The organism is Engelhardtia mirabilis (assembly GCF_007748095.1).
Classification (GTDB): Bacteria; Planctomycetota; UBA1135; order UBA1135.
This window is the reverse complement of record NZ_CP036287.1, coordinates 4,850,715-4,870,642: the sequence shown is the minus strand read 5'-3', so window position 1 is coordinate 4,870,642 and position 19,928 is coordinate 4,850,715. Positions and strand designations below refer to the sequence as shown.

Below are 19,928 nucleotides of genomic sequence, written 5' to 3'. Positions count from 1 at the left end.
GCGTCGCGACGGGGGGATTGCAGGGCGGGCACCTTGCAGCCTCGACTGGAGCGGTCGCGGGGCGCCGCGCGCCCGCTGAGCGACCCGGGAGGATAGCGCGGGTCGCCGGGCGCGAACAAGCGCGCCGGAGGAGCCTCGGGCCGCGCCGGGCCAAAAGTCGGCCCGCTGCGATCGGATGTCGATCGAAGGACCCGTCAGGGCTGGGCCTGGATCATCCGACCGTCGTCCGGGACGCGCCGCTCGTCGATCACCGGCATCCAGAAGCCGCCCACCTGGAGCTGTGCCTGGGGACTCCAGCGGTGCCCGTTGAGGCTGGCCCAGCCACCGGGGCCCGGCACGCGCGAGATCGGCCCGGCGGTGGAAGGCAGGTGCGGGTTGAGGCCGCCGATCTGCTCGCCCGCCGCGTCGATCTCGACCACAGCGATCCACAGGTCCACCGGCATCAACTCGCCCCGGCGGTAGGCGCCGCCGAAGCTCCAGGGGTCGGGGGCGATGCGCGTCAGGAAACTCTCGCGCACGATCGAGCCCTCGCTCCACTCGGTGGTGGGGCAGGCGCCCATGCCGGGCTCGTGGTTGTTGAAGAACCCGCCGCCGCGTCGGTCGGTGAGGGAGTCGATGATCTGGTAGCGACGCCCGTGCAGCGGCCCGGCGTACCAGTGGTAGGTGACCCAGGCCTGTTGCCCGTCCACCATGCTCGGGTCCACGTCGAAGCCCAAGAAGACCATCTCCGACACGGTGCCGTCGGCGTCGGGGCGACGGTAGCGGACGCTGCGCGGGTGCTGGATGCGCGATTGGTACAGGGGCGGGAAGTTGGGCTGGCCCCCGGCGGTGTCCGTGAAGACCTCGAAGAAGGTGCGCGCGTCGGGATCCCCCGTGCGCCGCTTCAGGACGTAGATCGGTTGCAGGTCCTCGTAGGTCTCGCGGTCGTCGAGGACCGCGTGGACCTCGAACAGCTCGTTCACGGCGCGCAGGATCTCAGGGTCCTGGAACAGGGTCTGCCCGTGACCCACGTACCAGTCCAGGTCGGCGAATCCCGCCAGCAGGTTGGCGCGTTGTTCGGCGTCGAGGTTCGGCCAGCGATCGATGTGCTCGCGCAGCTTCAGCAGCCGCACGCCTTCCCTGGCCCGGAAGTCGGCGGCCCAGTGGTAGGCGCTGCCCACGACGATCTCGCCGCGACTGGGCCGCGCGTGGGCGTTGACGATCTCCATCGCTTTCCAGTAACCGCTGAACTGCGACAGGTTCGTGTCCAGCACGATGCGTGCGCCCAGGAGCGAACCGAGGGCGAGCGTGAGCACACCGAGCGAAGAGCGCACACGCCCCAGAGCCCCGCCTCCTCCCGCGAACAACCAGGCCCAGCCACCGCCGGCCAGTAGCGCGATCAGCGGCAGCAGCGGCACCCAAAGGCGAAAGCTCTTCGAACCCTTGGTGCTCAGCACCAGTACGTTGGCGGCCAGCACGACCAGAGTCGCGACCAGGATCCAGCGCGGACGACGCAGCGCGCGCAGCACGCCGACGCCCGCACAGATCGCGGCAGGCACGACCACACACAACGACGTCAATTGCGTCAGGTACCAGTCGCGCGGGTACATCGACACGCCCTGGGTCGTGCTCGCGACGTTACCTGTCTTGGCGTGGGCCTCGTCGATGGCGAGGTAGATCTTGATCGCGAAGTCCTCGAGGCCGATCTGACGCAGCAGGTTGGCCCCGATGTACCCGGCGTTCTGCACCACGTAGGCCTGCAGCGCGGACGCGAAGGTGCCGAACATCCACCAGTCGAGGGTGGCCTGGGCGAGCAGCATGACCGCCACTCCACAGACCAGACCGACCAGGTGCCCCGGTCGGCGCCAAGCCCGTCGCAGGGGCGCGAAGGCGATGAACGCGGCGGCGACCGGGATGCACTGGAAGGCCATCAGGATCGAGCCGCCGAACCACAGGCCGGTGGTCAGGCCGCGTCGCAGGGTGGCGCGCTCGGGCTCGCTCGCTCGTTCCATGCCGGCCATGCCGAGCACCACGAACAGCATCGCCGCCGACGCGGACAGGGGCGTGACCGTGTACTGGGCGAAGACGGGATTGACCGCCAGCAGGGCGCCACAGGCCAGGCCGCCGGCGCGTCCGAAGAGTCGCGCGCCCATACGCGCCACGACCAACACCGCGGCCAGTCCGAAGAACATCTGGGTCGCGCGGATCGCGTGCACGACGCCGCGCAGGTCCGTGATCCCGAACAGGTCGGCAACCCAGAAGTAGGGCACCAGCAGCGCCGAGAAGGCGAACGAGCGCATGGTCGACGGGTCCAGGGCCCGGCCCTGGGCGACTTCGAACGCGCGCTCCATGTACTCGGCGCTGTCCGCCAGGCGGTAGCCGCTGATCTGGGACCAGACCAGGACCTGTCCGGCCAGGGCCAGGGCCAGGACCAACACGAGCCAGGGGTCGGTCAGGCGCAGGTCGCGGGCCTCGGCGCCCCCCGCGGCTCGGATCTCCGCGGCGCGAATGCCCTCCCGGGGGGGCGGGTAGACGGGCGGGGGCGGGGGGTAGGCTCCCGGGTCGCTGGTCGCAGAGGGCATGGGGCGCCCAACGATAGCGGCCTCCGGGTCGGTCCGCGCCCGCGGGCCAGTTCGGAGGCGAATCCGGCCGGGCAGGCCACCGGATACAGCGCACCGCTTGTCCCACAACGCAACATTTGGTGGGTCGGGCGCCCTGGGGCCTTGGTTTTGTTTTGACTCGGGTGGGGGGCGGTCGAACACTGGCCCCTCGCACCGGAGTCTTGGTTCGTCGGGTGGTTCCGACCTCTCTCTGGCTGCAACTCTCTGTCTCTAAGTGACTTGTGGCGGCGGCAGTGCTCCTGTCGCGCGACGCGTATGGGCAACCTCGAGAAGCTGTTTGTCTTGACGGTGATCTTCCTCTCAGGGGTCGTCCTCGCCGTCTCGCTCAATTCGACCAAGACTGTCCAAGCCGACGGGGACACCCCCTCGGACAGCATCGCCAACCGCTTTGGAGAGCAGATGCCCCTGGTGCCCGCCCAGAGCGGGACCGAGTTGGATCTCGCGGACCTCGGGGGATCGGCTCGCCCCGCATCCGGGCGAGGCACCGACCGGGCTGCGAAGGGCTCCTCGTCGGGGAGTGGCTCTGCCCCGCCCCTGCTGAGCGCGGACGTTGAGCCCAAGGCCGAGTCCAGCGGTCGCGGAATCGACAGCGGCGGGATCGACAGCAGCGGCCTGCCGAAGGGCCGGCTGCGCCAGGTCGACGCCCTGGCCGAGACGGTGATCACCGGCTTCGCCCTGTACACCTGTGACGGTAGCGAGACCTTCTCGTCCCTGGCCCGCGACCTCTACGGGAGCGTCGAATACGCCAACGTGATTCGCGCCAACAACGAGGGGCTCGAGGTCCTGACCTCCGGGGACGAGCTGCTGGTCCCGATCGACGCTCGGCCGTCGCCGACCCGCGACCACTCATATGAAGCGCGCCCCTCGCGCCCCGCGCCGCGCATCCGCAACGTCAGCACCCCCGAGCCGATCGCCGCCGACGAAGAACTCGGCACCACCGAGGTCCTGCACACGGTCGTCAATGGGGAGTCTCTGTCGACGATCGCCGCTGCCTACTACGGCAAGGGCACCCTCTGGCGTCGCATCTACGACCACAACCGCGACGTCCTCGACAGCCCCGATCGGGTGCCCGAGGGCACGGTGCTGAAGATCCCCTGACGCGGTGGGCGTGAGCGCAGCACTGGGTGCGTGAGCGCGCAGCATCGAGCCGTCACCTGGACCGCTCGGCCCGCAGGACCCGTCAGTCCTTCAGGCCGTAGCGGTCCAGCTTCTTGTAGAGGTGGCTGCGTTGCATGCCGAGGTTCTCGGCGGTGCGCTTCACGTTGCCCTCGTTCTCGACCAGCTTGCGCCGGAAGAAGGCGGCCTCGGAGAGGTTCTTGAACTCCTCGAAGGTGGGGGCGTCGAACGGGTCCTCGCCGTCCGCCGTGACCGTCGTCGTCGAGGTCCTGGGCGCGGCGAGGCCGGGGCCGTTGGCCAGCACGCCCTCGATGTCCGCCCGCGTGAGGCGGTCGCCCTCGGCGAAGACCGACGCGCCGTCGAGCAGGTTCTTGAGCTGGCGCACGTTGCCCGGGAAGTCGAGGGTCCGCAGCAGGGCGCGGGCGTCCTCGTCGAGGGTCAGGGCCGCACGGCCGAGCCGGCGGGCCTGGCGTTCCAGGAACGAGTGGGCCAGCACCGCCACGTCGTCGGGCCGCTCGCGCAGGGGCGGCAGCCGCAGGGGCACGACGTTGAGGCGATAGAAGAGGTCCATCCGGAAGCGACCGTCCTCCACCGCCTGGGCCAGGTCGGCGTTGGTCGCCGCCACGACCCGGATGTTGACCCGCTTGGGGCTCGAGCCGCCCACGCGGGTCACCTCGTGGGTCTCCAGGGCGCGCAGCACCGTCGCCTGGGCCGCCAGGGGCATGTCCCCGATCTCGTCCAGGAACAGGGTGCCCCCGTCCGCCGCCTCGAAGTGGCCCACCCGGCGCTCGTGGGCCCCGGTGAAGCTGCCCTTCTCGTGGCCGAAGAGCTCCGACTCGATCAACTCCGACGGGATCGCGGCGCAGTTGACCGGCACGAATGGCCCGTCGGAGCGCGGACCCAGGAGGTGTAGGTTGCGCGCCACGACTTCCTTGCCGGTGCCGTTCTCGCCCGTCAAGAGGACCGGGGCGTCCACGGCCGCCAGGCGCTTCACCTGGTCGACCACCGCGCGCCAGGTCGCGCTCTCGCCGACCAGGTCCCACTGGTCGCCCAGGGCCCGGCGCAGGCCCGCGTTCTCGCGCGTCAATCGCCCTTGGCGCATTGCGCTGCGCAGGCTGACCACGACGCGGTTCTGCTCCAGGGGCTTCTCGAGGAAGTCGGCGGCCCCCTTGCGGACGGCTTCGACCGCCGTGGCGATGTCGGCGTGGCCCGAGATCATGACGACTTGCGGAGCCCCGGGCCGGGAGCGCAGCTCCGCCAGGAGTTCCAGACCGTCCATCCCGGGCATCTTCACGTCGCTCAGGACCACGTCGGCCCGGCGACCGGAGGCCTGCTCCTCGTCGAGGCGCCCGAGGGCGTCGCGGGCGTCCTTGGCAGTCCAGACCTCGAAGTCCTCGTACTTGAGGATCATCTCGAGGGCCAGACGGATGTCGGGGTCGTCGTCCACGACCAGCACGGTGGGGCGGCGCGGTTCGGCCGAGGGACCCTCGGCGGATGTCTGGGGGGGCATGGCCGCATCCTGGCACGCCGGAAGGGGGGGCGCCAAGGCAGCTGGCGGCGCGCCGTCGGGGGCTTCCGGGCCTTGTCGGAGGGTCGGCGGGATCCGCGGACTCTCGATCCAGGTGGTTGCCGGTGCCGGTTGTGGGGTTAGAGCGGGGCGCAGGTGGGCTCCGGCGTCCTTGACCGGCCCCACCCCCCAGGTATCATCCCGCCCTCCGATCGCGCGTGGATCCCTCCCGCGCGGTCGTCCCCAGCTCGGCCTTCGTCGGTCCCTCGACTCGCCCACCAGCGACTCGAGTGTCCCGCGGAGCCGTTCCCTCGCAACCCACTCGCGCCGCCGCCGGGCACGTCCCCACCCGCGCTGCCGCCGGCCTCCGCCCCTCGGGCGGTCAGGTCTGCGTGCCCGCGCGCTACGTCCTCGCGCCTGGTGGCTCCCCATCCGACTCCGAAGTGACTCACACCCGACGCCCATCGCGGACGACTGGTCGCTTCGCCCTTTTCGCGCAGAGGATCGACATGATGCGATTCAGCCGGCCGCTCGGCCTGCTCACCGTGGCCGCCGCTCTCGCCGTCGCCACTCCTAGTGCCGCCGCGTTCCAGGACAGCGAGGTCCAGGAGCTGTTCCGCCAGGGCCTGCGCGCTCTGGAGCAGAACGACGACGAGGGGGCAGTGAGTGCTTTCCAGCAGGTGCTGGCCCTCGACCCGTCGCGCGAGGACGCCTACCAGCTCTGGAAGAGCATCGACAACGACGTGTGGCTCGACCTGATGGTCCGCGAGGGCCAGATGCAGCTCGCCGCCGAGCGCATCCTCGAGCTGGCCCGCGCCGGCCGCGCCGAGGCCCAGAACGATCCGGCTGCTATCCGGCAGATGCTGGGTCAACTGCTGCAGAACGCCGACGACGTGATCGCTCGACGTCAGATCGCCGCGACCCTGGCCGCCAAGCACGGCGAGTACGTGGTGCCCGCCATGCTTCCGGCGCTCGGTGACGCCGGCAACGACGAGCGCCGAGTGCTGTTCATGCGCGCCCTCGAGGAGATGGGCCACGTCGTGGTCATGCCGCTGATCGAAGCGACCTCCTCGCCCGAGCCGCGCCTGCGCCGTCACGTGGCCCTGGCCCTGGGTCGTCTCGGCGATCGCCGGGCCCTGGGCACCCTGATGCTGCTCGCCCGCGGCGACGAGGACACCCAAGTGCGCCTCGCCGCGGAGCAGGCCCTGTCGTCGATGGTCGGTGAAGCCAGCGGTGCGGTCAGCGCCGCCGACATGCTCACGGCCGAGGGCCTCGACTACGCCCTCGAGCGCGATCGCGTGCTCGGCCCCTACGGCCGCAGCGCTGTCGTTTGGCGCTGGAGCGGTGACGGCCTGGTCGGTGTCGAGACCGACGGCGCCTTCTTCGCCCTCGAGGTCGCCAAGCGTCGCCTGGCGCGCGCGCTCGACGCGGATCCGAGTTCGGTCGCTGCCCGCAGCGCCCTCGCCCTCGCGGGTGCGAAGGGGGTCGTCAAGCTCGAGGCCATCGAAGCCGCCGGCGGCGACGCCGACGACATGCGTAGTCGCGTCGAGAACGGCCACCTGCAGGCCCTCGCGGTCGGCTCCGCGGCCCTCGACGGGGCCCTGCGGATCGCCCTCGAAGCCGGTGATGAGGCGGCCTCGGTCGGTCTGCTCCGCGCCCTGGCCGACACTGCCGATTCGATCGGCGACGGCGTGCGGGCGGCCCTCGGCTCGCCTGAGCTGCGCGTGCGCGGCGAGGCCGCTCTGGCGGTGGCCCACGCGACCCTGCGCGGCGCCGACGGTGGTGCCATGGGTGCCGCGGTCGACGCCCTCGCGGCCTGTGCCGGCCAGGAAGTCCTGCGCCAGGCGATCGTGATCGACAGCGACGCCGCCCGGGCCCGCCGCGTGGCGGAGGCTCTCGGTGGTCGCGGGATGTCCGTCGCGGTGGCGCCCAACGGCGTCCTCGGCCTGCGCCTGATCCTCGACGTGGCTTCGGCTGACGTCGTGCTGGTCGGTTCCGAGCTGAGCGACCTGACCGCCGACCGGATCCTCGACCAGGTGGCCAACCAGCCCAACCTGGACGGCGTGCCGGTGGTGCTCCTGACCCGCAGCGCCGAGCTCGGTGACGCCTACGGCGATCGAGTCGCCGGCGTCGTCACCAGCCCGGACGAGCTGGCCTCGACGGTCGAGCCGCTGCTCACCGACCGCCTCAGCCAGGGTCAGAAAATGGCCAACGACCTGGCGGCGCGGGCCTGCGCCGCGATCGATGCCCTGGCCGCCTCGGGTCGCGCCGATGCCCTGGCCGGTGCCGCCGACTCGCTCGCCGTTGCCGCCGGTCGCGATGTCGACGCGGTCGCCATCCCGGCCCTCGGAGCCCTCGCCCGCGTGGGTGACGGAAGTTCGGTCGACAAGGTCGTGGGCGTCGCTGCCGACGGTGATCGGACCGACGCCGCGCGCATCGCGGCCGCCGACTGCCTGGCAGCCCTGTTCCGCCGTGGCGCTCGCCCCGACAATGCCTCCTTCGGTTCCCTCTCGGGCGTGGTGTCCTCGGACGCCTCGATCCAGGTCCGTGCGGCAGCCGCGCGCGCCCTGGGTGCGTTGGACGATCCGACCGGTGGCGAGCTCTCGCGCTCGATCCTGGGCGACCTCGACCCGATGGTCAGCGAGTGAGGCTCGCCGGGCCGCCGAGCCTCAGCAGCGAGCTTCGCGCGCTGCTGAGTTGACGCAGCCCCGGGACTGACGAGCGGCGCCGCAGGGCTTTCCCCTGCGGCGCCGCTCGCGTTCGGGCCAGCCGCCGCGGCTCCCTTGCGGGTCGTTCGGTGGGGCGCGCAGTCGGGCGGTCGTGCGGACCGCGCAGGGATTCTGCCCAGCTCGACGTGGGCTCCCGCTGGGGCGGGCGCTATCATCGCCGCCCGCCGTAAGGCAGGCCAGAGTAGCTCAGTGGTAGAGCACTGCTTTCGTAAAGCAGCGGTCGTCGGTTCGAATCCGATCTCTGGCTCCATCCACCCCGCGCTCGCCATTGGATCCGCTCCGGCGAGAACGTCCGAGCGCGGCCCCCGCCGTGGACGAGTTGCCGCTGCGGTGATGTTCACGCTGCGGTGATGTTCACGCTGCGGTGATGTTCACGATGCGGTGATCCGTTTCGCCGCGCACTGTTGCGTGCGTTACCGCGTACGAGTCGCCCGGTTGCCGGGAGCCGTCTAATCGCGGCTGCGGTCGAGGGTCGCTCGAGGGGCAACCCCTGAAATACGCACGGTCGCACGCAGTCGGTCACGCCAAACGAACACGCGCCGCGTGGTCAGGGAGCCCACGCCGAGCCGATCGCCTCCACCGGCCGACGGGACGGTCCGCGATTCAATGCTCCCGCGGTGCAAATCCCGCGGCGCGCAGGGCTTCGTCCACCAGCGGGCCTTGGTCTCCGTCGCGGACCTCGACCAGGATCTCGACGTCGACCGAGCCCACCGGGACCTTCCAGCCCTGGCGCTGGTGGCTGATGTCGACGATGTTCGTTTGGAGCTGGGTCAGCACCGAAGTGATGCGCTGCAACACGCCGGGCACGTCCGCCGTCCGCAGGCGAATGCGGTGGTAGCGGCCGGCCTTGGCCAGGCCGCTCTCGATCACGCGCGTGAGCAGGGTCAGGTCGATGTTGCCGCCGCACATCAACAGGCCTACGCGCGGCCCCAACTCGGCTCTGCCCGAGAGCAGACCCGCCAGGGCCGTGGCTCCCGCGCCCTCGGTCACGAGTTTGGTCTGCTCCAGGGCCTGGACCATGGCGTCGGTGATCTCGTCCTCACTGACGGTGATGCACTGGTCGACCACCGCACGCACGAGGGGCCAGGTGATCCGGCCCACCTTGCCCACCTGGATGCCGTCGGCGATGGTCTTCGGTCCTGCGACCACGACCTCGCTGTCGGCCTCGAAGGAGCGCACCATCGGCGCCGCGCCCTCGGCCTGCACGCCGACCAGCTTCACCTTCGGCCACAGGGCCTTGAGCGCCAGGCCGATGCCGGCGATCAGCCCGCCGCCGCCGATCGGCACGATCACCGTGTCCAAGGGCTCCGCCTGCTCGAACAGCTCGAGGCCGATGGTGCCCTGGCCGCAGATCACGTCCAGGTCGTCGAAGGGGTGCACCATCACCGCGCCGCGCTCGCTGGCCAGGGTGCGGGCGTGGTCGTAGGCCTCGTCGTAGTTGGCCCCGTGCAGCACGATCGTGACGTGGGGTCCGTGGCTCTGGGTGCGGCCGACCTTGATCACCGGCGTGCGCTCGGGCATCACGATCGTCGCCGGGCAACCCACGATCTTCGAGGCCAGGGCGACGCCCTGGGCGTGGTTGCCGGCCGAAGCCGCGACCACCCCGCGCGAGCGCGACTCGGGATCCAGGGTCAGGATCTTGTTGAGGGCCCCGCGAACCTTGAATGCGCCGGTGCGCTGCAGGGTCTCGAGCTTCAGGAAGACCTCGTGTCCGCTCAGCTCGCTGAAGGCCGGAGCGGGCACCGTCGGCGTGCGGACGATGTGCGGTCCGATCACCTCCGCCGCGCGGCGGATCATCGGGAGCGCTTCGATCGGGGTGGGGAGCGCCTGCGCGGAGGTCTGGGAGGTCATCGGGGGGAACGATAGCACGCTCCCCGCGGCTGCCCAGTGGGGCGCACGACGACCCCTCGCGGCAGCTCGTCCGACGGCTCCCCCCCCAACGGCTCGATCGCGCCCGCCGCCAGGCGCCGCGGTCTGAACGTCCGCGAAGTGGACGGGCGGGGAGGCGAGCGGTGCGTCGCCGCCGTGTTCGATCTGGTCGCGATCCGACTGGCCCCCCAGGACTCGCGACCGCCTCGAACGGCGAGGACTAGGTCGGACGCGGCAGACGCCGCACCGCTGTCTCCCTCGCCTTCACTAGCGGGCCGCTCCGCTGGGGCAACACGACTCACTCGCTCTTACCGTTCTCGGACGGCGGTCGCGGGGGGCGGCGGCCGTTACTCTCTGGGCCATGACCCATTACCTCGTGCTCGGAGCCGGGATGCAGGGGACTGCGGCCGTCTACGACCTGGCGCTGCGGGGCCAGGCCACGGCCCTGACCTGGATCGATTCCAGCTCCGAGCGGCTGGAGGCCGGCCTGCGGCGCATCGCGGAGCTGGTCAAGTTCCAGGGACTGCGCGGGCAGGTGATCGACGCCAACGACCGTCGCGCGATGCAGCCGCTGTTCACCGAGGCGGACGTCTGTCTCAATGCCCTGCCCTACCGCTTCGCGCCGTCCCTGACCCTCCTGGCCCTGGAGGGGCGCTGCCACTACCTGGACCTGGGTGGCAACACGGCGGTGGTGCAGGAGCAGCTCGAGCTGCACCGCGGCCACCCGAACGCGAAGCACCTGTGCGTGTTGCCCGACTGCGGGCTGATGCCTGGCATGGGCAACCTGTTCGTGGCCCTGGCCGTCGCCGAGCTGGGGGACTGCTCCGAGGTGGCCGTGCGCTGTGGCGGCCTGCCCCAGGACCCCAAGCCGCCCCTCGACTACATGCTGGTGTTCAGCGTCGCGGGCCTCTTGAACGAGTACTTCGGTCGGGCCCAGGTCCTGCGCGAGGGCCGAGTGGTCGAGGTGCCGACGTTCACCGAGCTGGAGCAGCTGGAGTTCGATCGCATCGGCGCCGTCGAGGCCTTCGTCACCTCCGGCGGTCTCTCCACCACCCCCTGGACCTTCGAGGGTCGCATTGATCGGCTCGACTACAAGACGGTCCGCTACCCCGGGCACCACGGCAAGTTCAAGCTGCTGCTCGAGCTGGGCCTGCTCGACGAGGACCCCGTCCAGTTCGCGGGCGCGAACCAAGTCGTTCCGCGCGCGCTGCTCAGCGGTCTGCTCCAGAAGCGGCTGCACTTCCATGGGGATCGCGACCTGGTCGTGCTGCGCTGCAGCGCGAAGGCCAAGGAGGGCGGGCGCACCCTCGAGATCGAGGTCTACGACGCCTTCGACGAGCACACGGGCTTCACCGCCATGGAGCGCACCACGGCCTGGTCCGCGACGGCCTGTGCCGTTGCGGTGGCGACCGGTGAGGTGGCCCCCGGACCCAGGCCCCTGGAGCAGGCGATGGACCCGCACAGCTACCTGCGCGCCCTGCGGCTGCGCGGCTTCGAGATCCAAGTGACCGACAGCAACGACCGATCGGAGGACTGATTCGATGGCAAGCAATTGGCTCATCACCGGCGCCAGCCGCGGCCTCGGCCGTGAATTCGTGCGACAGCTCCGCGCGCGGGGGGACCAGGTCGTGGCCACGGTCCGCCGCGAGCAGGACGCCGAGCCCCTGCGCGCCGCGGGGGCGCGGGTGGAGCTGCTCGACGTGACCGACGACGGGGCGGTGGCGGCCCTGGCCCAGCGCTTGGAGGGCGAGTCCTTCGACGTGCTGCTCAACAACGCCGGCGTGATGGGCCACGGCCGCAGCCTGGACGAGATCGACCTGGCCGACGTCAGCCGCTGCTTCGAGGTCAACGCCGTCGCCCCCCTGCGTGTGACCCGCGCCTTCCTGCCGCACCTGCGTCACGGTTCCCAGCGGCTGGTGCTGCAGATGACCAGCCGAATGGGGTCGATCGCCGACAACACCAGCGGCGGTTCCTACGCCTACCGCGCGAGCAAGACGGCCCTCAACATGCTCGGCCGCAGCCTGTCCATCGACCTTGCGCCGGAGGGCTTCCGCTGCGTCCTCTTGCACCCGGGCTGGGTCCAAACCGACATGGGCGGGAGTGCTGCACCCCTGACCGTCGAGGCCAGCGTGTCGGGACTGCTGCGCGTCATCGACGGACTCGGCCCGGACGACAACGGCGCCTTCTTCGACTTCCAGGGCGAGCCGATTCCCTGGTGAGCCGCGCGCGCAGTCTTCAGAGCGCCAGCACGACCAACGCCGAGGGCGGCCCGAGCACGATCGGCTCGGTCCCCCCGGGCGCGAACACGCTCTGCATGAACAGCACCACGTGCTCGAAGCCCAGCGGCACAAGCGCGTCGGCGCGGTCGATCCGCACCACGCCGCCGGCGGGCACGATGCCGCGGTAGATCGTCGACAGCTCGGGCCCGATGTGGAGCACGCCCGAGAGGGGGTACTGCACGTCGGTGTCCAGGTAGAGCGAACCGAAGGTCACCACCGGCTCGCCGGCAGGTGCCTCGAAGCTCAGCTCGATCGGTTCGTCCTCGCGGATCGGCGCGGCGACCGAGAAGCCCCGCACCGGCCCGCCCAGGTGCTCCAACTGCCCGCCGTTGGTCTCGATCCGATCGCCGCTCAGGCCGCGGTGCTCGATCGTCGCGCCGCAAGCACCGCCTACGCCCCCCGCCCCCGGGTTGTAGGTGTTCTGGTGCAGGTGCAGGTTGGTCACGAACTCGAGCGCAGCCAGGCCGTCGCCGCCGTCGCCGCCGATCTGACAGGTTCCGCCGTCGGCTCCCTGGCCCCCGATGAAGGTGTTGCCAGAGGCGAAGAACTCGAAGTTCTTCAGGGCGACCCCGCGACCGCCCTCGGCGCCGGTGCCCGGGGCCGCGTCACCCCCGCGGAAGGTCGAGCCCCAGACCCAGACGTTCGAGAACTCGGCACTCATGGCCGCCGCGCCCGCGGGATCGGCGAAGACCACCGGCGAGCCCTGGGACGCGCCCAGGTCGCAGTTGATGAAGGTCGCCGAGGTCATGCTCTTGAGGTAGGCGGCCGTCGTCGGGAAGGCGAGGAGCGACCCGGCCGGCAGGCCGAACTCGCAGTCCTCGAACCAGATCGGTCCGAGCGAGCCCGTGGCCTCCAACTGGAGGAAGGGCCAGGTCGCGGGCGTGCGCAGCCCGCGCAAGAGGGTCTGATCGCCGCCGCCCAGGTTGTCGATCCGGACCGTGCCGGCCACGTACACCTCGGCGCCTGCGTCGGCGCACACACGCAGGGCGGCATGCACGATCGAGAAGCCCGAATAGGTCCCGCTGCGGACCAGGATCAACTCGCCGTCGCGCGCGCCCGCCACGGCCTCGGGCAGGTCGGCGAAGTCGGCGCCGGGGCCGAGCTGCGCGTCGACGATCGTGACCTTGCCGTAGCCCAGCTGCGCCTGGGCCCCTGTGGCGAGGGCCAGGGTCAAGGCGGCGGCGGTGCAAACGGTCAGGGCGTGGGCACGCAGGCGGGGGGCGCAGATCGTGGGAACCATGGCCTCGCAGACTAGCCCCCACGGGCCGCCGGGATCCACGCCGAGCGGATCCGGCCGGCGACCGGCGGTGGACTCTCACCCGCTGGCGGTGCCTTGCGAACCGATCCGTCCACGGCCGGCGGCGAGCGTTGCCCGCCGCGGGCCTGCCCGTGGGGCCCTGCTGGCGAACCCGTTCCTCGCACCGGCCGCAGATCCTGGCCATGGGCGTGCAGACCACGGTCCCGCTCGACCTGGCCGACCCCGGTGACGGCGGCGCGGATCGTCTGGCCGCGGGATCGGCCCCCTCCCGATCACGCCCTCGAGGAGCCTCGGGGGAGGTCGCCCTGCGGTTAGCCTGTCGGGCGGCCATTGCTGAATCCAAGGACCCCAACCGTGAGCGACCTCGAGAACGAATCAGAGCCGGCGCCCCCGGTCGACGTGCTGCGCGACCGGGTGCTTCGCATCGACACCCCCGAGCGTGTCTCCGTCGAGTTCCCCCTGGCGGGGCTCGGCTCGCGCTTCGGCGCGCTGCTGATCGACGGGACGCTGATCCTCTTGGCGTTCATCGTCGTCGCGCTGGTCGTGGTCCTGGTCGGACAACAGTACTTGGGCGTGGTCTCGCCCGAGCTGGCGATCGCCCTGGTGGTGGCCGCCATCGCCTTCCTGATCTGGGGCTACTTCTTCTTCTACGAGGCCTTCTCGGACGGGCAGACGCCGGGCAAGCGGCTGTTCGGCGTGCGTGCCGTGCTCGCCGGCGGCCAGCCCCTGACGATCCAGGCGGCGGCCCTACGGAACCTGATCCGGATCATCGACCTGCAGCCGGGGACGAGCTGCCTCGTCGGCGGCTTCGTGATGCTGATCGACAGCCGCGGCCGGCGCCTGGGCGACCTGGTCGGCGGAACCGTGGTCGTGCGCGAGCTGCCGATCGAGTTCCCTGACGTGACCGAGGTCGCCGCGAGCGGCGGGGCGCCGCGCCTGGACGACGCCGGGTTCGAGGCGCTCGAGTCCTTCGTCGACCGCGCGGACGAACTGCGGCCCGAGGTCCTGCTCAAGCTCGGCCGCAGGCTCTCCAATTCGGTCGCGAAGATCGATCCGCCCCGCGAGGGCGAGACCCCAGCGGAGCACCTGATCCGCTTCCACGCCGAGGAGCGCGTGCGCCGCGCCACCGCGCGCCTCTCCACCGAGGCCGGTGCCCCCGCTGCCATGGCCCTCTTGCGCTCCAAGCGCTCGCGCTGGGAGGAGCTGCGCGAGGGCCTGCCGCGCTTCCGCCGCGGCGGGCTGCGCCGGGTGGGTGAGGACGAGGTCGCCGAGCTCGCCGCCCGCTACCGCGAGGTCTCCGCCGACCTGGCGCGCTCGCGCACCTACGGCGCTTCCGCGCGCACCCTGTTCGCCCTCGAACGACTCGTCGGCGCGGTCCACAACGTCTTCTACCAACCGCGCAGCGATGCGGGCCGGCGCCTGTGGGCCTTCATGTCCCGGGGGTTCCCAGCCCTCTTCCGACGTTTGGCCTGGCCGATCGGCATCTCGGGCCTGCTGCTCGTGGGCAGCGCCGGGCTGGGCTACGGCCTGGTCCGCGGCGACGCCAAGATGGAGCGGCTCTTGATCGATTCGTCGATCATCGCGCGGGCCGACGAAGCACGCGCGAACCCGGACGCGGACTACCGCGACACCTGGGAGGGCGCCTGGATGGGCAGCGACGCCCTGAGCGTGCGGCTGATCGCCAACAACGTGCAGGTGGCGCTGGTCTGCTTCGCCGCCGGCCTGCTGTTCGGCCTGGGCAGCGCGGCCTCGATCGCCTTCAACGGCCTGCACCTGGGGACGGCCCTGGCGGTCTTCGCCAACCGCGGCGTGCTCCACAACATCGGCCTGTTCGTGCTGCCCCACGGGATCATCGAGCTGACGGCGATCGTCATCGCCGGGGGCGCGGGCATGTGGATGGGCAGCGGTATCTGGTTCCCGGGCCGGCGCACCCGCACCGCCGCCACCGCGACCCGCGCTCGCGAAGCGGTCAGCCTGATCGCCGGCGTCGCGGGCCTGTTGGTGATCGCCGGGTTGATCGAGGGTTTCATCTCGCCCTCGCGCCTGCCCGACGTGGTCAAGCTGCTGGTCGCTGCCGGCGCCGCCACCTGGCTCGTGTTCTACCTGGGGCTGACCGGTCGGGGCGCCGAGGAGGCGTCGGAGGGCTCCGCGGGAGCTTCGGACGCGGACCGCGTCGGCGGCGCGCCGGGTGGCGCTTCGGACGGCAACCCCGGCGGCGGCCGCGCAGTCGCCTGATCCGGGCCGAGGGTCGCGTCTTCGCCCGCCGCGACGGCCGCGCTACAGGATCTGCCGCGACTTGATGCGCAGGTAGGCCTCGATCACCGCCGGAACCGATTGGTTCGGGTCGATGTCGACCACCTGGACGCCGGCACGTCGCAGACCGGCCAGGCTGACCGCGCGCACCGACTCGAGCTCCGCCGCAGCCGCGCGGCGGTAGGCCCCGCGCTCATCGGTGACCGGCGCCGCCGCGGCCAGGGCCAGGTGCGGATTGCGCAGAGCGATCAAGAGCGGCAGGTGGCGTCGGGCGAGCAGCGCCAGGTGCGCGGCCAGGGGCGCGGACACCTCGTCGTCGACCACGTCCGTGAAGCACACGATCAGCGAGCGTCGCCGCAGGGTGCGCGTCAGCTCGAGCAGGGCGCGGGGGTAGTCGGGCTCGACCGAGATCGCCTTCAGGCTCGCCAGCTCCGAGGCCAGGCGGTCGGGCGACGCGGCCCGCGGCGGAATCCGACGTAGCACGCGGTCGGCGAAGGCGAACAGGCCCACCTGGTCGTGCCAGGTCGCCGCCACGCGGGCCAGGACCACCGAAGCCGCCAGGGCGTGGTCGAGGCGCTCGAGCTCGCCGAAGCGCTCGCCCATCATCCGGCCGCAGTCGATGCAGAGCACGATCGACTGGCTGCGCTCGGCCTCGTACTGGCGCACCATCGCGGCGCCGTGGCGCGCGGTGGCCTTCCAGTCCAGGTGGCGCGGATCGTCACCGCGCACGTAGCCGCGCAGGCTCTCGAAGGAGCCGCCGTTGCCGCGTCGCCGCGCGCGTCGCAGGCCCGGGTCGCGGCGTTGGTGGTAGGCGGTTCGCATCACGTGGGCGTTGGCCTCGCGCAGGCCCGGGATGATCTCGACCGCGAGCTGCTGAGCGCGCCGCTCCAGGCGCCAGGCCAGGCCCAGGGGGCCGCGCCTTCGCAGGTGCAGTGCCGCCAGACCCCGGGTTCCGCGCAGGCGCGCGTGGAGGTCGAAGGCGAGTCGGGCGCGACCGCCCTGGGGCACGGTCACCTCGCGCGGCGCCAGGGCCTGGGCCGTGACCAGGCTCGGATCGGCTTCTACGGCCAGGACCAGTCGCTGCTCGCGACCGCTGCGATTGTCGAGCTCCAGGTGGAACTGACCTTGCTGGCCCTGGCCGACGCGCCGGGGCAGGTCGAAGGTGGTGGTCAAGCCCCGCTCGCGCGAGGCCAGCCAGCCGTCCACCGCGACCAACGCCAGGACGAAGACCACCGCCACGCCGGCGATGGGTGTCGAAGCCAGGGCCACCAGGGCGCTCGCACAGAGCAGACCGAAGGCCCGCGCGGTGGGCAGGGGGATCGACCTCGGCCGAAGTCCTTTCACGGCTGGGGCGTCAGCTCGGCGTCACGCGATTCGGGGGCGGCGACCTGCGCGATCGCGGACTCGACGCGTTCGTCGGTGCTGGCGCCGTCGATCTCGGCCTCCGGCGACAGCATCACGCGGTGGCGCAGGACCGGCACGGCCATGGACTTGACGTCGTCGGGGATCACGTAGTCGCGGCCGTCGATCAAGGCGCAGGCCTGCGCCGCCCGCAGCAGCGCGACCGACGCGCGCGGGCTGGCGCCGATCACCAGGGTCGGATCCTCGCGGGTGGAGCGGACCAGGTCCGCGATGTATTCGAGCACCTCGTCCTCGACCCGCACCCGACGCGCGGCGGCGCGCAGCTCGCCCAGGCCCTCGCGGCCCAGGGAGTGGCCGATCCCGAACGTCGCCGGCTCGCGTTGGTCGAAGCCCGCGCGGTGCCGCCGCAGCACATCGATCTCGGCCGGCCGGTCGGGGTAGCCGACCAGGACCTTGAGCAGGAAGCGGTCGAGCTGGGCCTCGGGCAAGGGGTAGGTGCCCTCGTACTCGACCGGGTTCTGGGTGGCGAAGACGGTGAACAGGTCACCCAGCTCGTGGGTCGCGCCATCGACGGTCGTGCGCCCCTCCGACATGGCCTCGAGCAGGGCCGACTGGGTCTTGGCGGGGGCGCGGTTGATCTCGTCGCCCAGCACCAGGTCGGCGAAGAGCGGGCCCGGGTGGAACTCGAAGCGCTGCTCGATCTGGTTCAGCACGTTGACGCCCGTGACGTCGCTGGGCATCAGGTCGGGGGTGAACTGGATGCGCTTGAAGCTGCAACCCAGGGCCTCGGCCAGGACCTGCACCGACAGGGTCTTGGCCGTCCCCGGCACACCTTCGAGCAGGGCGTGGCCCCCGGCGACGAGGGTCACCAGGAGCTGGTGCAGGACCTTCTGCTGGCCGATCACGACCCCTTCCAGGCCGTCGAGCAGGCCTGCGAGTCGCGTGCCGCAGTCGGCGGCTTCGGCGGGGGAGAGGGGCGTGGGCTCAGTCACGTGGGTTCCTTGGGGCGTTTCGGTTCGGACGCGGGGGCGCCGTGTCGGCGGTTGCCACCAGATCCAGGGCGGCGCAGAGGGCGACGAGATCGTTGGTCTTCGTGACTGTCGGCCCAGGATCCTTGCTCGCGCGCTCGACCCGATCCAGCTCCTTCGCCAAGTCGGGTCGGCTTCGTCGCAGGGAGGCGAGGCGCGTCGCGAGACCGACCGAGCCCAACCGGCGCTCGACGGTGGACAAGAGGTGCTCGGTCGGGCGCCGGTGGGCGCCGGCGCGCCGGTAGGCGTCGGCCAGGGCGTTCACGTGTTCGAGCGGCGAGCGCCCGGGCGGGGGCGGGTCGGGAATCGGCGGCGCCACGCGCACCCCCGCGACCACCATGGCGAGCAGGCCGATGGCCAGGGCGAAGAGCGCCGTGTTCCCCAGTCGGGTGCCCGTGGACCAGCGCCACAGGGCCAGCTCCAGGTCGCCCAGGGCCGCGAGTCCGTGACCGTAGCCGTCGACGAAGACCGGTCGGTCCTGGGCCACCACCGCGATCGAGCGTAGGAAGCTGGCGCCGTAGCCCGCGGCCTCCTGGCGGTCGTTGCGCAGCCCCTCGGCGTCGCACCACAGGAAGACACGGCCCTCGCCGCGCTCGAACAGGGCCACCGACGGCAGGCCGTTGTGGTCTTGCAGCCAGACCTCCGCGGGCTCGCCGACCACCTCCGCGTCCGTCCTGGCCGCGCGCAGCCAATCGCTCCACTGCTCGGGGGCACCCTCCAGGCCCAGCTCGCGCAGGGGAGCTCGGCCCTCGGTCGCGCGGATCACGCGCGGGCGGGTGCGGTCCTCGGGGTCCCGGGCGGCCGTCCGCATGGTGAACCCGAGGGCGTCGGAGAGCTCGACGTCCGTGCGCGGCATGAGCGTGGTCGCCATGCCGGGCACGTAGATCAGCGTGCCGCCCCCGTCGATCCAGGCCAGCAGAGACTCGAGGCTTTCGGGCTCCATCGACGCCGTGGGGGCGATCACCGCCAGCACAGCCCCCGGGTGGTCCTCACACCAACTGGTCCAGGTCTCGCGCACCACGTCACCGCCGAGGCCCAGGCGCTCGACCCCGCGCGCGATGGCGGCGCCGCCACCGGGCGCCGTGGTCTCCGGGTTGAGCCACGTTGCCGACTCGCTGCTGGGAGGGGTCACGAGGAACGCGGCCACGACGACCGCGATCGTGGCGATCACGATCGCGATGCGCTGGGTTCGTGCGGAGGCGTTCACTGGGGCACCCCCAGCCCGTCCGCGGCGGAGCGCATGGAGCTCCAATGCTCGCCAGTGGCGTCGCGACCGCCGAAGGCCACCGGATGAAAGCTACCGAGCATCGCGCGCCAGGCATCCCGCCGGTCCCCGCGCGGCAACTCGCGGCCGTACTCGCCGGAGGTCTTGCGCTCCTCGAAGCGCACCAGGCCGGCGTCGTCCAGGTGCCACAGCGCGCCGAGGTAGAGGTGGTGCATGGCCCCCTCGAAATTGCCCGACGCAGCCGCCGCGCGGGCTGCGGCGAGGGCCGCGCCGGCGCGACCGGTGGCGGGGCCGACCACGGTGATGTCGGCAGCCCGCTCGGGGGCCTGACCGAGCCGACCTGAGTTCTTCAGCACGGCACGCACCACGGCGAAGATGACGAGCGCGAGCACCACGGCCAGAACGCCCAGGACCACCCAAGCGAAGACATCGCCTGCGCCGTCGCTGAGGCCAAGTTGGCGCACGATCCACATCAGGAACTCGTCGCGCCATTGACGCAACTGGTCCTGGATCCGGCTCAGCCAGGTCACGGGCGACGGCTGGAACTCCGGCGCGGTGAGGATCTCCAACAGGGCCTCCCGCGCCCGCGCGGCCGTGGGCAGGCCGGCGTCGGCTTGACTCGCCAGGGACCGCGTCGAACCCGGGAGTCCGACGACCGTGCCCAGAGCCGTGGCGAGCGCAGTCGAGACCGTGGGAATCACC

General features: G+C 71.7%; 13 protein-coding genes and 1 tRNA gene. 6 read left to right on the top strand and 8 right to left on the bottom strand.

Annotated features, from left to right (window positions below; all coding sequences use genetic code 11):
- Positions 1–194: 194 nt before the first annotated feature.
- Complete coding sequence (locus Pla133_RS17935) at positions 195–2,561, bottom strand: ArnT family glycosyltransferase (RefSeq protein ID WP_145067747.1); 2,367 nt, start codon at positions 2,559–2,561, stop codon at positions 195–197.
- A 294-nt stretch (positions 2,562–2,855) separates the two neighbouring features.
- On the opposite strand from Pla133_RS17935, the gene Pla133_RS17930 reads away from it, so the two are divergent.
- Entirely contained in the window at positions 2,856–3,698 is an 843-nt protein-coding gene (locus Pla133_RS17930; RefSeq protein ID WP_145067745.1) for a LysM peptidoglycan-binding domain-containing protein, read from the top strand.
- 82 nt (positions 3,699–3,780) lie between these two features.
- On the opposite strand, the gene Pla133_RS17925 is transcribed toward Pla133_RS17930, so the two are convergent.
- Positions 3,781–5,226 carry a sigma-54-dependent transcriptional regulator gene (locus Pla133_RS17925; protein ID WP_145067743.1) on the bottom strand — a complete coding sequence of 482 codons (1,446 nt, stop codon included), beginning with the start codon at positions 5,224–5,226 and terminating at the stop codon, positions 3,781–3,783.
- Positions 5,227–5,732: 506 nt separating this feature from the next.
- On the opposite strand from Pla133_RS17925, the gene Pla133_RS17920 reads away from it, so the two are divergent.
- Entirely contained in the window at positions 5,733–7,871 is a 2,139-nt protein-coding gene (locus Pla133_RS17920; protein WP_145067741.1) for a HEAT repeat domain-containing protein, read from the top strand.
- Between the two features lie 256 nt (positions 7,872–8,127).
- Positions 8,128–8,202: transfer RNA gene (locus Pla133_RS17915), tRNA-Thr, on the top strand.
- 353 nt (positions 8,203–8,555) lie between these two features.
- Here Pla133_RS17915 and ilvA read toward each other — a convergent pair.
- Entirely contained in the window at positions 8,556–9,803 is a 1,248-nt protein-coding gene (ilvA, locus tag Pla133_RS17910) for a threonine ammonia-lyase (RefSeq protein ID WP_145067739.1), read from the bottom strand.
- A 379-nt stretch (positions 9,804–10,182) separates the two neighbouring features.
- Here ilvA and Pla133_RS17905 point away from each other — a divergent pair, with 379 nt between their 5' ends.
- The gene (locus tag Pla133_RS17905; RefSeq protein ID WP_145067737.1) at positions 10,183–11,358 is read left to right on the top strand and encodes a saccharopine dehydrogenase family protein; all 1,176 of its coding nucleotides are present in this window, start codon (positions 10,183–10,185) and stop codon (positions 11,356–11,358) included.
- A 4-nt stretch (positions 11,359–11,362) separates the two neighbouring features.
- Positions 11,363–12,040: an SDR family oxidoreductase gene (locus Pla133_RS17900; RefSeq protein ID WP_145067735.1), complete on the top strand. Its 678-nt coding sequence runs from the start codon at positions 11,363–11,365 to the stop codon at positions 12,038–12,040.
- A gap of 16 nt (positions 12,041–12,056) precedes the next feature.
- Here Pla133_RS17900 and Pla133_RS17895 read toward each other — a convergent pair whose 3' ends face one another.
- Positions 12,057–13,340: a hypothetical protein gene (locus tag Pla133_RS17895; RefSeq protein ID WP_145067733.1), complete on the bottom strand. Its 1,284-nt coding sequence runs from the start codon at positions 13,338–13,340 to the stop codon at positions 12,057–12,059.
- A gap of 372 nt (positions 13,341–13,712) precedes the next feature.
- Here Pla133_RS17895 and Pla133_RS17890 point away from each other — a divergent pair, with 372 nt between their 5' ends.
- Positions 13,713–15,593, top strand: a complete 1,881-nt coding sequence (locus Pla133_RS17890) for a stage II sporulation protein M (RefSeq protein WP_419191687.1) — start codon at positions 13,713–13,715, stop codon at positions 15,591–15,593.
- Positions 15,594–15,635: 42 nt separating this feature from the next.
- Here Pla133_RS17890 and Pla133_RS17885 read toward each other — a convergent pair whose 3' ends face one another.
- Genes Pla133_RS17885 through Pla133_RS17870 form a run of 4 tightly spaced genes read right to left on the bottom strand, consistent with a single transcriptional unit; the run spans position 15,636 to position 19,927 of the window.
- Complete coding sequence (locus Pla133_RS17885) at positions 15,636–16,955, bottom strand: DUF58 domain-containing protein (RefSeq protein ID WP_145067729.1); 1,320 nt, start codon at positions 16,953–16,955, stop codon at positions 15,636–15,638.
- Positions 16,952–17,965, bottom strand: coding sequence for an AAA family ATPase (locus Pla133_RS17880; protein ID WP_145067727.1), 1,014 nt, complete (start codon positions 17,963–17,965; stop codon positions 16,952–16,954). Before Pla133_RS17880 ends, Pla133_RS17885 begins: the two co-directional genes overlap by 4 nt.
- Positions 17,958–19,208 carry a DUF4350 domain-containing protein gene (locus Pla133_RS17875; protein ID WP_145067725.1) on the bottom strand — a complete coding sequence of 417 codons (1,251 nt, stop codon included), beginning with the start codon at positions 19,206–19,208 and terminating at the stop codon, positions 17,958–17,960. Before Pla133_RS17875 ends, Pla133_RS17880 begins: the two co-directional genes overlap by 8 nt.
- Entirely contained in the window at positions 19,205–19,927 is a 723-nt protein-coding gene (locus Pla133_RS17870; RefSeq protein ID WP_145067724.1) for a DUF4129 domain-containing protein, read from the bottom strand. Before Pla133_RS17870 ends, Pla133_RS17875 begins: the two co-directional genes overlap by 4 nt.
- Between the last annotated feature and the right edge of the window lies 1 nt (position 19,928).

Bases quoted from the DNA above. Each gene is read 5' to 3' on its own strand.
- Pla133_RS17935 (WP_145067747.1), bottom strand. From the start codon at position 2,561: ATGCCCTCTGCGACCAGCGACCCGGGAGCCTACCCCCCGCCCCCGCCC.
- Pla133_RS17930 (WP_145067745.1), top strand. From the start codon at position 2,856: ATGGGCAACCTCGAGAAGCTGTTTGTCTTGACGGTGATCTTCCTCTCA.
- Pla133_RS17925 (WP_145067743.1), bottom strand. From the start codon at position 5,226: ATGCCCCCCCAGACATCCGCCGAGGGTCCCTCGGCCGAACCGCGCCGC.
- Pla133_RS17920 (WP_145067741.1), top strand. From the start codon at position 5,733: ATGATGCGATTCAGCCGGCCGCTCGGCCTGCTCACCGTGGCCGCCGCT.
- ilvA (WP_145067739.1), bottom strand. From the start codon at position 9,803: ATGACCTCCCAGACCTCCGCGCAGGCGCTCCCCACCCCGATCGAAGCG.
- Pla133_RS17905 (WP_145067737.1), top strand. From the start codon at position 10,183: ATGACCCATTACCTCGTGCTCGGAGCCGGGATGCAGGGGACTGCGGCC.
- Pla133_RS17900 (WP_145067735.1), top strand. From the start codon at position 11,363: ATGGCAAGCAATTGGCTCATCACCGGCGCCAGCCGCGGCCTCGGCCGT.
- Pla133_RS17895 (WP_145067733.1), bottom strand. From the start codon at position 13,340: ATGGTTCCCACGATCTGCGCCCCCCGCCTGCGTGCCCACGCCCTGACC.